The sequence below is a fragment of the Solitalea longa genome (assembly GCF_002920915.1).
GTDB classification, from domain to species: domain Bacteria; phylum Bacteroidota; class Bacteroidia; order Sphingobacteriales; family Sphingobacteriaceae; genus Solitalea; species Solitalea longa.
The window spans coordinates 132,062-145,011 of record NZ_PQVF01000008.1 but is presented as its reverse complement, the minus strand read 5'-3'; the positions used below and the strand labels follow the sequence as shown (position 1 = coordinate 145,011).

13 protein-coding genes and 1 riboswitch are annotated in these 12,950 nt (G+C 36.8%); of the genes, 6 read left to right on the top strand and 7 right to left on the bottom strand.

The window, feature by feature from the left end:
* The first annotated feature begins 127 nt into the window (after positions 1-127).
* The gene (gene folK / locus C3K47_RS12645; protein ID WP_103789505.1) at positions 128-613 is read left to right on the top strand and encodes a 2-amino-4-hydroxy-6-hydroxymethyldihydropteridine diphosphokinase; all 486 of its coding nucleotides are present in this window, start codon (positions 128-130) and stop codon (positions 611-613) included.
* 116 nt (positions 614-729) lie between these two features.
* On the opposite strand, the gene purS is transcribed toward folK, so the two are convergent.
* The 3 genes from purS to rho form a co-directional block, all read right to left on the bottom strand.
* Entirely contained in the window at positions 730-981 is a 252-nt protein-coding gene (purS, locus tag C3K47_RS12640) for a phosphoribosylformylglycinamidine synthase subunit PurS (protein WP_103789504.1), read from the bottom strand.
* A gap of 50 nt (positions 982-1,031) precedes the next feature.
* Complete coding sequence (locus C3K47_RS12635; protein ID WP_103789503.1) at positions 1,032-1,736, bottom strand: CDP-alcohol phosphatidyltransferase family protein; 705 nt, start codon at positions 1,734-1,736, stop codon at positions 1,032-1,034.
* 89 nt (positions 1,737-1,825) lie between these two features.
* The gene (gene rho, locus C3K47_RS12630) at positions 1,826-3,445 is read right to left on the bottom strand and encodes a transcription termination factor Rho (protein WP_103789502.1); all 1,620 of its coding nucleotides are present in this window, start codon (positions 3,443-3,445) and stop codon (positions 1,826-1,828) included.
* A 318-nt stretch (positions 3,446-3,763) separates the two neighbouring features.
* On the opposite strand from rho, the gene pyrF reads away from it, so the two are divergent.
* From pyrF to C3K47_RS12615, 3 genes are all read left to right on the top strand, one after another.
* Positions 3,764-4,594, top strand: coding sequence for an orotidine-5'-phosphate decarboxylase (pyrF, locus tag C3K47_RS12625; RefSeq protein WP_103789501.1), 831 nt, complete (start codon positions 3,764-3,766; stop codon positions 4,592-4,594).
* A gap of 105 nt (positions 4,595-4,699) precedes the next feature.
* Complete coding sequence (locus tag C3K47_RS12620; RefSeq protein WP_103789500.1) at positions 4,700-5,986, top strand: DUF2851 family protein; 1,287 nt, start codon at positions 4,700-4,702, stop codon at positions 5,984-5,986.
* Positions 5,932-6,195, top strand: coding sequence for a PspC domain-containing protein (locus C3K47_RS12615; protein ID WP_394341686.1), 264 nt, complete (start codon positions 5,932-5,934; stop codon positions 6,193-6,195). The genes C3K47_RS12620 and C3K47_RS12615 overlap by 55 nt, the downstream gene beginning before the upstream one ends.
* A 4-nt stretch (positions 6,196-6,199) precedes the next feature.
* On the opposite strand, the gene C3K47_RS12610 is transcribed toward C3K47_RS12615, so the two are convergent.
* The 4 genes from C3K47_RS12610 to C3K47_RS12595 form a co-directional block, all read right to left on the bottom strand.
* Positions 6,200-6,850: an ankyrin repeat domain-containing protein gene (locus C3K47_RS12610; RefSeq protein WP_103789498.1), complete on the bottom strand. Its 651-nt coding sequence runs from the start codon at positions 6,848-6,850 to the stop codon at positions 6,200-6,202.
* Between the two features lie 114 nt (positions 6,851-6,964).
* Entirely contained in the window at positions 6,965-8,206 is a 1,242-nt protein-coding gene (locus C3K47_RS12605) for a homoserine dehydrogenase (RefSeq protein ID WP_103789497.1), read from the bottom strand.
* A gap of 157 nt (positions 8,207-8,363) precedes the next feature.
* Positions 8,364-8,478: riboswitch (SAM riboswitch) on the bottom strand.
* 179 nt (positions 8,479-8,657) lie between these two features.
* Complete coding sequence (locus tag C3K47_RS12600) at positions 8,658-10,700, bottom strand: OPT family oligopeptide transporter (RefSeq protein ID WP_103789496.1); 2,043 nt, start codon at positions 10,698-10,700, stop codon at positions 8,658-8,660.
* Between the two features lie 31 nt (positions 10,701-10,731).
* Positions 10,732-11,151 (bottom strand): DUF1761 domain-containing protein, encoded by a 420-nt coding sequence (locus tag C3K47_RS12595; RefSeq protein WP_103789495.1) that lies wholly within the window; start codon positions 11,149-11,151, stop codon positions 10,732-10,734.
* A gap of 126 nt (positions 11,152-11,277) precedes the next feature.
* Here C3K47_RS12595 and C3K47_RS12590 point away from each other — a divergent pair, with 126 nt between their 5' ends.
* Together C3K47_RS12590 and C3K47_RS12585 are read left to right on the top strand one after the other, a co-directional pair.
* Complete coding sequence (locus C3K47_RS12590) at positions 11,278-11,766, top strand: D-glycero-alpha-D-manno-heptose-1,7-bisphosphate 7-phosphatase (protein WP_103789494.1); 489 nt, start codon at positions 11,278-11,280, stop codon at positions 11,764-11,766.
* 3 nt (positions 11,767-11,769) lie between these two features.
* A complete protein-coding gene (locus C3K47_RS12585; protein WP_103789493.1) occupies positions 11,770-12,867 on the top strand; it encodes a DUF3810 domain-containing protein in 1,098 nt (365 codons plus the stop codon).
* The last annotated feature ends 83 nt before the right edge of the window (positions 12,868-12,950 follow it).

Sequence of the window (12,950 nt, the reverse complement as noted above, 5' to 3'; positions counted from 1 at the left end):
AAATAAAAGCGTATATATTATATATTAAATTTTTGCAGGTGGATGTTTGAATAATCAAATTGCTATACAATTATACTAAATAAATTATTATTAAAATTGCTCTTCATTTTATATTTATAACGACTTGATGAGCGATTTATATGTATTGCTGGGAGGGAATTTAGGCAATAGAGAGGAAAATCTGACGAATGCAATTAATTTGTTAGGAAAGAGAGTGGGAGAGATTGAAAAAATATCGTCGGTTTATGAAACTAGTGCCTGGGGAAAGATTGATCAACCTGATTTCTTAAATCAGGCAGTGAAAATCCAACCTTTCGAAGTTGATCCGACTAAGATTTTAACGGAGATTTTACAAATTGAGCTTGATTTAGGCCGGCAACGTATAGAGCATTGGGGAGCCCGAGTTATAGATATTGATATTTTACTGTTGGGTAGTTATATTACTAATTCACAACGATTAACAATTCCCCATCCACAGTTACAGTTTCGAAAATTTGCTTTAACGCCTTTAAATGACATTGCTTCTGATGTTATCCATCCTGTTTTCATGAAGTCAATTCAAGACTTGTTGAAGGAATGCATTGATCCATTGGAGGTAAGGAAATTTAAATAGTTATAAAAGAAACATGCCGATATTACTTATATCGGCATGTTTAATTTCTTAAATAGGAATATTATTCCTTTTCAAGAAGTCCTGTTCTTTTATGTCAATAATCTTTGTGGTAAAGATTAGGCCTGGTGCAAAGTGAAATGATATTGCTCCATAATTAAGTTTGCCAGCAATTTTTGGCAAGCTAAATCAACTTTTTCTTTAGCTGCAGCTTCGGTTTCAGCGTCAATTTCTAAAGTAATGTGCTTTCCGATACGTACATTATGAATTTCACTTAAACCTAAGTTTTTCATACTTCCGGTTACAGCTTTTCCCTGAGGATCAAGGATTTCCTTTAGAGGCATTACGTCGATTTCAGCAATAAATTTCATGAGTTATATTTAATTTAATTTGTGCGTGTTGATCAAATCAATCAACAACATTATAATGAAAGTTTATATTGAACCAGTGATAATAAGATGTAAACAAATAAGATCAACGGAACGGCGGCAAATTTAAATAAAATGATGAACACCACCGAAGAGATGATTAAAATATACCTAAGTTTATTTGATTGCCAATCGAACGACTTAAACTTAAGTGCTATTAACGGTAGTTCCGAAACCAGTAAATAACTTTGCACAATGATCAGCAAAAAGATAAAATAAGGAGGGTATTGCAGTGCCCATTTTATAATTGGATAACTGTCAAAAATAAAAGTGAGCGAACCAATAAATAACGCATTTATCGGCGTTGGAACACCAATGAACATATCAGTTTGCCGGTCGTCATTATTAAACTTTGCAAGTCTGAGTGCTGAAAATACAGTAACTATATATCCGGAATAGGCCCAATATTGATAATCAGGCAATAATGAATGTTTTAAAATAGAGAACAGGATCGTTCCAGGAACAAACCCGAAGCTTACCATATCGGCAAGTGAATCAAGATCTTTACCAATAGCTGAAGGTGCTTTTAATAGGCGGGCGGCAAATCCATCAATAAAATCGAAAAATGCTGCCAGCAACATTAAATAGGTAACTATTTTAAGGTCAGAAATCTCCTTTGCTTCAATTGCATATACCGCTGCTATGCATCCGCAAAAAAGATTTAAGCAAGTAATAAAATTTGGAATGTGCTTTTTCATTAGGAAACAGATTTAAGAAAAGAGACATAAGACTTTGAATGCTTTCATTCTTATCTTATGTCTCTGATCTTATTTCTAAATCGGTTTACTTATCCATTCATTGAAACCAGGAACTCTTCATTTGATTTCGTTCCCTTCATGCGCGAGAGCATGAATTCCATAGCCTCTTGTGAGGTCATATCAGCTAAGTGGTTACGTAAAATCCAGATACGTTGAAGCATGTCTTTATCCAACAGCAGATCTTCACGACGAGTACTCGAAGCAGTAAGGTCGATAGCAGGGTAAACTCGTTTATTAGATAGTTTACGATCTAACTGAAGTTCCATGTTACCGGTTCCTTTAAACTCTTCAAAGATCACCTCATCCATTTTAGATCCGGTGTCAATTAATGCGGTAGCTAAAATGGTTAATGAACCACCGTTTTCAATTTTACGGGCCGCACCAAAGAAACGTTTGGGCTTATGTAAAGCGTTGGCATCAACACCACCCGATAAAATTTTACCTGAGGCAGGTTGAACAGTGTTATAAGCACGGGCTAAACGCGTAATTGAGTCTAACAGAATCACAACGTCATGACCACATTCAACCATACGTTTTGCTTTTTCCAATACGATGTTGGCGATTTTAACATGGCGCTCCGCTGGTTCATCGAAGGTTGATGAAATTACTTCGGCCTTAACGTTACGAGCCATATCTGTAACCTCTTCCGGACGTTCATCGATCAATAAAATGATCAGGTAAACCTCAGGGTGATTGGCAGCAATGGCATTAGCCACATCTTTCAATAACGAAGTTTTACCGGTTTTTGGTTGTGCCACGATCATACCACGTTGTCCTTTACCAATAGGAGTGAACATATCCATGATACGGGTAGAGAAATTACCTGTATTGGTAAATAAGTTCAAGCGTTCGTAAGGGAAAAGCGGGGTTAAGTAATCAAATGGAACACGATCGCGAACCTCAGCTGGAACTCGTCCGTTAATTGATTCTACTCGCACCAAAGGGAAGTATTTTTCACCTTCTTTTGGTGGGCGAATACTACCGCGAACGGTATCGCCGGTTTTTAAGCCAAAAAGTTTTATTTGTGACTGAGATACGTAAATATCGTCAGGTGAAGTTAAATAATTGTAATCAGCAGAACGAAGAAAACCGTAACCATCAGGCATGATTTCTAAAACACCTTCATTTACAATAACATTCTCAAAATCAACAGTTGAAAGGGCCGATGATTCTAGGCTGGTTCTTTGAACGGGTGGCTGATTAGGATTTTGACGCTCCTGACGTGGAGCTCTTTCTGCGGTTGGTTCGGTACGACGACGTTGAACGCGGTTTTCTTGTTGTGGTTCCTCTGTTGAAATGGCAGCTGGAGTACTTTGGGCAGGGGGAGTTTCTGATTCAGGAGCTGGTTTTCCTCCGTAAACTACTTTTTCAGGTTCTTTGGAAACTTTACGGGTAATGCGTTTGCGTTTGGATACTTCTTTCAGCGAATCATCATCAAAAACTGGCTCATCTCCATCCATCTCAGTATCCGCAATTGGATATTCTTCTGCCGGAGATTCGGTGCTAATACTCGAAATAGCCTGATTATCAAGGATGCGGTAAATTAACTCCTGTTTCCTTAATTCGTCGTAATCAGAAATCCCAAGTCCCTTAGCAATTTCTCTAAGCTCCGAAACGAGCTTATCGTTCAGTTCAATAATGTCGTACATCAATTATAAAAAAAAATTAGGAATCAGTTTAGATTGTTTATTAAAAGGGATATTAACTAAATGTTAAGTAGTATGAATTTTAATATTGATTTTTTATTCAGAAAAGTTATTGAATTTTTCCTCTCAAATAGAGTTTAGAAAGAGATAACATTGCAATAGTAGTTATTAAATTTTATTAATCAAATTTTTTATTCGATTTGTTTTAACTTTTTAATATAGCGGTTTTTGGCATTAACTACCATATTTAGTTTGGTCTTAACAAGTATTATATAATTCTTCAATACCAAAAATATCCTAAATTTGCCCAAATCTTTAAAAATGAACAGGCAACAGCTTTTTGATAACATTCTGAAAAAAAGATCTTTTTTGTGTGTTGGACTTGATACGGATCTTACCAAAATACCTAAACATTTACTGAAATATGAAAATCCTGTAGTTGAATTCAATAAACAGATTATTGAAGCAACGGCAGAATATTGTGTTTCATTTAAGCCTAATACAGCTTTTTATGAAAGCAGGGGAGTACAGGGCTGGCAAGATCTTCAGCAAACTATGGATCTTATCCCGTCGGATATATTCACCATAGCTGATGCAAAAAGAGGGGATATTGGAAATACTTCAGAAATGTACGCCCGGGCATTTTTTAACAAGAAAGAATCAGGTTTTGATTTTGATTCAATCACCGTTGCTCCTTACATGGGTATTGATAGTGTAAGTCCATTCTTAAATTTCGAAAATAAATGGGTCATTTTGCTGGCTTTAACCTCTAATAATGGCAGCAAGGATTTTCAGTTTTCGTTGGTGAATGCTGAGGAACGGCTGTATGAAAAGGTGATAAAACAGGCTCATACATGGGCCAATGCCGATCGATTAATGTTTGTTGTGGGGGCTACACGAGCTAGTGAGCTGGAAGTTATACGCAATATTGCTCCTGATAATTTTTTATTGGTGCCGGGTGTGGGAGCCCAGGGCGGCAGTTTGCAAGAAGTGGCCCAATACGGAATGAATGATAAATGTGGATTGCTGGTTAACTCATCCAGAGGTATTATATATGCGTCAAATGGTGAAGATTTCGCGGAAAAGGCACGTGTGGAGGCTAAAAAGCTTCGTGATGAAATGGATATCCTGCTTGATAAATATTTAAGATAATCTAAAATCAGATTTCGAAAAAGGCTCAATGTTTAAATACGTTGAGCCTTTTTTGTTTTATACTATTCAGGATTATTATATTTAGTAAACACAGCCTACCTATCTATGAAAGAAGAACTTTTACATTTTATATGGAAGTATAAACTTTTTGATGTACTTCATTTACAAACAACGGATGGCGATCCTATTGAAATTATTCATACGGGTGTTCACAATAAAAATGCCGGTCCTGACTTTTTTAATGCAAGGCTAAAAATTGGAAAAACAATTTGGGCCGGAAACGTTGAAATTCATCAACAAGCTTCTGATTGGAACAAGCATCACCATACTAATGATAAGTTGTATGACAATGTGATCCTTCATGTTGTGTACAAAAATGATTGCCAGGTAAAAAATACTGCCGGCTATTTGATACCAACACTGGATATATCCCAATACATTCAACCGCAGTTGTTAAACAGGTATCAACTCTTATCAGAGAATGATCATTATTTTGCTTGTGATGCTTTAATCGGCTCTATAGATTCATTCACTTTTGATAATTGGTTAGATCGGTTAATAGTTGAGCGTTTAGAAGAAAAAGCCGTAATAATTGAAACTGAGCTTGATTTAACCATACAAAACTGGGAAGAAACTTTTTATCGTTTAATGGCCCGGAGTTTTGGATTTCACGTTAATGCCGAAACTTTTTTATTGCTTGCACGATCCATTTCTTCAATTATTTATGCAAAACATAAAACTAATTTATTGCAACTAGAGGCCTTACTGTTTGGGCAAGGGGGATTTTTAAGTGACCATTTTAATGATCCCTATTTTTTATCACTGAAAAAGGAATATGCCTTTTTGCAGAAAAAATATTCATTAAGTCCAATTGATAATTACTTGTGGAAATTCTTACGCTTGCGGCCTTCAAATTTCCCAACCATACGTATTTCACAGTTTGCGGCTTTAATTTATAAATCGAGCCATTTATTTTCGAGAATTATTGAGAGCAATAGTCTTAAGGAACTCGAGGAATTATTTGCAGTTGAAGCTAATGATTACTGGAATGCTCATTACTTGTTCGGAAAAACAACATTATCAAGTCAAAGAAAAACATTAGGGAAAAAATCAATTTTTATTATTTTAATCAATGTGGTGATACCGTTTATGTTTGTCTATGGCAAAAAAATGGGAGATGAGACACTTGCAACAAAGGCCTTAAATTTGCTACAAACTATTAAATCAGAGCAAAATTTGATTGTTAAACAATTTGCAGAGGTTGGAATTAAAAGCAAGAATGCAGCCGACTCACAGGCCTTACTTCATTTAAAAACAAGGTATTGTGATAAGAAAAAATGTTTAACTTGCGCCATTGGAGTAAAACTATTGAAGAAATGCTACAACGAATAATTTGTTTTTTCGAACGTCAGTCGTTCGGTGTTTGTAATTATATTGCCGAGCGATTTAATATTTCAACATCAAAATTGAGATTGTTTTTTATTTATGCTTCGTTTATAGCAGTGGGTTTTCCTATAATATTTTATCTATTCGCGGCTTTGGTGCTAGATTTACGATTATACCTTAAACAGAAAAGAAAAAGCAGTATCTGGGAAATGTAGTTTATTAAACCAGGAAGGTTTCCAGTTCTTTATATTTTTTCTCCAATGCCATTTCAAGTGGTGTTCTTCCATCATTCATTCTTGCATGCTTATCGGCTCCGGCTTTTAACAGGATTGAAACCAATTGGTGATTTCCGTTATGGGCCGCAGTATGCAATGGAGTTGCACCGAGAGCCTGCATTACATTAACATTCGCATTATTGCTAATAAGCAGGTTGGTAATTTCAACGCTGTTACAAGCAACCGCCGAATGAATAGGAGCAACTTTAAAATCGTTATCAGATGCCAGGTTGACATCGGCCCCACAATGAATCAATAATTTAGCCGTATCATAATGGTTGAAATAACAGGCATAACCCAACGGTGTAAATCCATCCGCCGAAAATGCATCAACCGAAAAAGGATTACAATCGAGTAACTCATCCACCAAACCGGTTTGTCCTATGGCTGAGGCTTCATGTAAATCAATTTGAACAAGATTCTTTAAAAGTAAGTCAACCATTTCCTGGTGGCGATAATAAGAAGCTAGCAAGAGAGTTGACAGGCCAGAGGAGAGGGTTGAACTGGCTAATTCAGGGCTTAATGAAATTAAAAGTTCAACAGTTTTCTTTTGATTGGTCTCAATGGCTTTAATTAATTCTGCGGTCGCTTCCATTGTTTATTGTGTTAGTGTGAGCGTAAAACATTGTTAGAGAGTTGAATATAAATAAAAATGCCCGCGTAGCAAAACTGTTTCACGGACATTTTCTTATTTATAAAGGTTTCTAAATTAGCAGATCTCCACTGCTTCTTTAGAACTTGCAACATTATTTTGAATGGCTTCAAATTTCGAATCGGCGGCGACGATCAAATTAATGTCCTTACGTTTTAATAAATCTGATTTACGTAAGTCGGAAAAATTAATGGTTCCTACTACGTAAGCCGAATCAGTGTTGGCATATGATTCCTTGATTTTTGAGAACAGCTTAGTGTCAATAGGGTTAGCGGTTGAATAGCGAACATATAAATCGACTGAAAAATTATCAGTTAACTCAACTTTAGCACCACGGTTATGTTTTTTGTATTCGTACTTGTAGTTGTAGGTAAGGGCTGATATGTCTGAAAGAACTGCAGAACCAGTAGGATTGCTTCCAGCTCCTTTACCGGCAAAAAACTGTGATTCAGTAAAAGCACTTTCTACTAAAATACCGTTGTATTCATTTTCAATATTGTAAAGTTTGTTTTCCGGTTTGATAAAACGCGGCAACACTCCGGCAACAATCTTGTTATCTACCTTACGACAGAATGCAACCAGTTTAATTTTGTAACCTTTTTCATTTGCATACTGAATGTCGAAAGTTGATAAGTTCTGAATTCCGTAGTTAAATACTTCTTCAGGTTTTACAAATAATCCGAAGGTATGAGCTAAAATTATACATAGCTTATACTTTGGATCATAAGCTTCAACATCCAGTGTGGGATCAGTTTCGGCAAAGCCTATATCCTGGGCTTGCTTTAAAGCGGTAGCAAAATCAATATTATCTTTAAAGATTTTGGTTAAAATATAATTGGTAGAACCATTGAAAATACCTTCAACAGCACCTAATAGATCATTGTCGTAATATTCTTCAAGGTTTCTGATAATTGGAATACTGGCGCAAGCAGAAGCTTCATACAACAATGGAACATTGTATTGTTGTTGCAACTCATACAATTCAACAAAATGATCGGCAATCATCTTTTTATTGGCGGTTACCACAGCTTTACCATTTTGAAGCGCTGTCTTAACAATTTCAAAAGCAGCCTCCGCATCGTCAATCATCTCAACAACAACATTAATATCGTCGTTAAACAGAATTTCGTTTTTTTCAACTGTGAAGTATTCGGCAGGAAGAGCACGTTTTTTATCTGCATTTTTAATACAAATTTTAAGTATCTCTGCTTTAATGCCTTCTGTTTGATTTAATACATTGTACAAACCCTGACCCACGCAGCCAAATCCAAATAAACCTAATTTAATTTTTTTGCTCATAAAAAGTTGTTGATGAATAAGTTATGAGTAATAGTTTAATTCTAAATCAGAACGAGTTTTCGAAGTGCAATACGAATCGTCAATTATTATCTATGACGGTGGCAGTTTGTTGAAGAAATAAAATTGGATTTTATCAGCGTAGGTTAAAATTGCTACTTGCTTATCTTCATGACACAAACTGTTGCGTCACAGGAATTAGCACCTTTTAATGCAAGATCATTAAGGTTGCTAAGACTTCATCGGGCCTGTCCCTCCGTCTTTCTGGATAAGAATTTTAAAGAACTTTTACTGCCGCAAAGAAAAGGAATTAGAAAATATAAAGCAAGAGTAATTTGAGAATTAGGAAATTTGATGATTTGAGAATTGGGAAGTCCCTGTTTCCTAAATGAATAATTTGAGGATGTGGCAAAATATTTTCAAATTTCCACATCCTCAAATTATTAAATTAATTTCATTCTTTTTTCATAGCTACCCTGTAGAGTACATATCCCATGAAAGCAAAAATTAAGGTTCCCAAAAGCATATAACCTCCGGATCCCATTGTTTTTTCAAGGGAGGATTGCCAGCTGATGGCTTGCAATGGTTTTTCAAATAAAACCTGGGCAAAAGCAATTAAAACACCCGCAACTGCCCCTCCAGCAACAAGTCCGGTGGCAAACAAACTTCCTTTACCAAGCTCTTCATCCTCATGACGGCCCTGTTTTTTCATTTTAAAATCAACCAAACCTTTAATGGCTCCACCCACAAAAATTGGAAGAGTAGTTGACAGCGGCAGATAAGCGCCAACAGCAAAAGAAAGTGCGTTGACTCCACAAAGTTCAATAGTAATAGAAAGAAATGCACCCACCAAAACAAACTGCCAGTCGAGGTTAAAGGATAACAATCCGCGGATTAAAGTGGCCATTAATGTTCCTTGTGGGGAAGGGAATGCTTTAGTACCAATCATATGTGTAATACCTTCATGAAGAGCAGCATCGGTAGGAGTGTCCAGCATTTTTATAGTGGCACCAATAACAATTGATGAAACAACTGCTCCAACAAATAAAGCTATTTGCTGATATTTTGGGGTCGCTCCAATAATGTAGCCGGTTTTCAAATCCTGAGAAGTAGCTCCGGCGTTTGCTGCAGCAATACAAATAATAGCACCCACTACCAATGCCATTGGTTCAAATAATTTACCTGTCCAGCCAACACTAATAAAGATCAGACAGGTGCCCATTAAAGTCGCAATGGTCATACCCGAAATAGGGTTAGAACTCGAACCAATTAAACCCACAATACGACTGGAAACCGTAACAAAGAAAAATCCGAATACAATTACCAAAATTCCAATAAGCAATTTGCCAATAATGGTGCTGCTTGGGATTTGTGGCATACAAAGTATTAAAAGTACTAAAGCAATGCTACCCACAATTACCACCTTAAAAGAAAGATCGCGTTCGGTTCTGGAAACGTTTTCGTCCGTTTGACGGTCATTAAGAGATCCTAAACTTTCTTTAAACGAGCGTACAATGGTAGGAATGCTTTTCAACAAGGTCATTAAACCGCCAATCGCAACTGCTCCGGCTCCAATTTGACGAACGTATGCATAGTAAATAGCAGATGCCGTGTCTTCAAAAGTTTTAGCAGTAGGATTCCATCCTAAATCACCACCTGCAGTCATCAGATCTTTCATGTATCCCAGCTTGATCAACTGGGTGGCTACGGTTTCTCCGGGTACTAAAAATGCTAAAAGCGGAATTAAACCCAACCAAGCCAAAACACCACCGGCAACTAAAACACCTGCTATACGAGGGCCAATGATATAACCCACACCTAAGTATTCGGGAGTTATTTCACCATTAACGGTAGCTGATGGAAAAAACTTATTAGTTTGTTGAGTTGTCCATGCTGGTACAGCTGCAATCAGGTTGAAGATTTTTTGAAAAATGGCATAGATGATGGCAAATCCTAGACCCTGATAAGCGGTTTTAGAAAAGTCACCGCCTTTTTCACCGGCAATTAATACCGAAGCACAGGCCGTTCCTTCGGGGTAAGGGAGATTTCCATGTTCTTTAACAATCAGGGATCTTCTCAGCGGAATCATCATTAATGTTCCTAAAATTCCGCCTAAAGCCGCTAATGTGAAAATTGTAACGTAATTAAAGTAATCGGCTCCCACACTTTTACCACCTTCGGTTATGGACAGGAATAAGAATGCAGGTAATGTAAAAGCAACTCCAGAAGCAATTGATTCGCCTGCCGAACCGGTTGTTTGAATGATATTATTTTCTAAAATGGTGGTTTTAAAAAGTTTGCGGCCCAAAGAAATGGCCATCACGGAGATAGGAATGGAAGCAGAAACAGTAAGCCCGGCTTTTAGTGCCAGATAAACGTTAGCCGCTCCGAATATGATTCCGAAGATACCACCTAAAATAACTGATTTAACAGTAAACTCAGCCATTTTAGTGTTGGCCGAAACATAAGGTTTAAATTGATGAGTAGATTCTTGCATGCATTAAATCTTAAAATATTTTCAAAGGTAACTATTGCCAAATTCCGATAATAAAACCGGCCAAAGAAAGTCCGAATGCATGATACCCCAAATCAATGTAAAATAGTGCTCGGGGACGGTCTGCAAACAGTGAGTTTATTAAAGAGGTAGTTCCGGCAAATGCCAGCGTTAACAATAAGCCTGTCTTTAACCCGGCAATGCCATCATTGATGTGTAGCACCTGAAGCACCAAAGCAAGCGTTAACACAGATAAGAATATTCCAATAAAAGTTAGGAGATAGGTTACCCCCATGCCATGTCTTACCAGCTGATCTTTTGTTTTTCCCAATGCAGCCATCCATTTATTACCAAATAATAAAGGAGAATACCAAACAGCGCCGGTGAAAAAATAGATGATAGATGCCAGAAGCACAGCCAGATAGTTTACTTCTGAAAAGAAATTTAACTCCATAAGATAGTTTTAGGTTTATACAATTGTGTTTTAGTAAAGATATTTAATTCTACATATTTGCAAAACAGAAGTACAAGGCGAGCGGAATTCTCCGCTTCCTAATGCTTCCGTAGATACATCAGCAAAATGAATAAAGCAATTTTCCTCGACCGTGATGGCGTTTTAAATAAAGAGTTAGGTGATTATGTATGTACCATGCAAGAATTCCAGGTGCTTGAACATAATTTTAAACCTTTAAAAGAGTTGCAGGACAGGGGATTTTTATTGATAGTGGTTACCAATCAAGGCGGTTTGGCCAAAGGATGGTACACTGAAAAAACGCTTCAAAGCATGCATACTGAACTTCAGAGGCAATATGCAGCCCATGGAGTGGAGTTTACAGAGATCTATTACTGTAATCATCATCCGGAGTATACCAGTAACTGTTTTTGCCGCAAGCCGGGTTCCTTGCTTTTAGAAAAGGCCATTGCCCGTTTTGATATTGATAAATCTAAATCATATTTTATTGGTGATCGCGACCGTGATGTTGAAGCAGGAGAGAAGGCTGGCGTAACAGGCATTCTTATTGACAGTGATCAACCGATTTCAGAAATTCTTCATTTAATTACCGCTTAGTTTATGGATAAACAGCTTAAGAGAAATGTTTACTGGTTAATTACCTTACTTCTTTTACTGTTTATTTTCCGGCTTATTGGGGGTTACACTATCCTCGTAGAGCATGTTTATTTCAGATACATCTATACCGCAATTTCAGCTACTTTACGCTTAATTACTGGTTGGTTGCCTTTCAGCTTTGGTGATATTCTTTATACGGTAGTGATCTTAATTGCTTTGCTAAGCATTTTTAAGTTTATACAGAAGCTTGTAAGGACGAAAGAAAAGAAAGGCGTGTTTTTATTCTCGGGTTTAGCTAAAGGACTAGGCATTTTCATCGGAGCTTACCTGATTTTTCAAATTTGCTGGGGATTTAATTATTTCCGGGAGCCTCTTAGTGAGCGATTGAATATTACAACAGATAAAGTCGAAAAAGAACAGCTTAAGCAACTAGCTTTATTTTTGGCACAAAGAGTAAACGAAACACATTTAAAGCTTACCAATGACTCGTTAAAGCAATATAAATCCACACTCTCAACTAAAGATTTGTACGAGATCGCTAAAACAGGTTATCAGGAATATCCATCCTTTAATTTTAAGTTTTATTCTACCAAAACCTCCCTGTATAAAAAGTTGTTGAACTATTCGGGTATAGGTGGTTATTATAATCCGTTTTCTGGTGAGGCTCAGGTAAATACCGACCCTCCCAAATTTTGCCTACCTTTTACCATTTGTCATGAAATGGCTCATCAAAGCGGTATTTCAGCCGAGGAGGAAGCTAATTTTGTTGGTTATTTAACCGCACTGAAGACCAATAATACTTTTTTTATCTATTCAGCAGAACTCGAAGCCTTTATGTATACGGCCGGTGAATTGGGCAGAATGGATTCTGTAGCGCGAAGGCAATGTTATAAAAGCTTAAATAAAGGTGTTAAAGAAGATATTAGAGAATATAAAAAGTTTTGGTTGAGCCATTCAAGCGCTATTGAGCCTTATTTCGAGTGGTATTACGACTGGTTCTTGAGATCCAATAATCAACCTAAAGGGATTAGAAGTTATAACGAGTTTGTAAACTTACTGGTTGGGTATTACGATCAGAAGAGAACGGCTCAAAATAAATAACTAGCGGATTAGGGAACAAGACTAAATAATAGGTTTCAAAGGACAAAGATAGAAGTACAAAGTAGAGACTTTAATAAATTCTC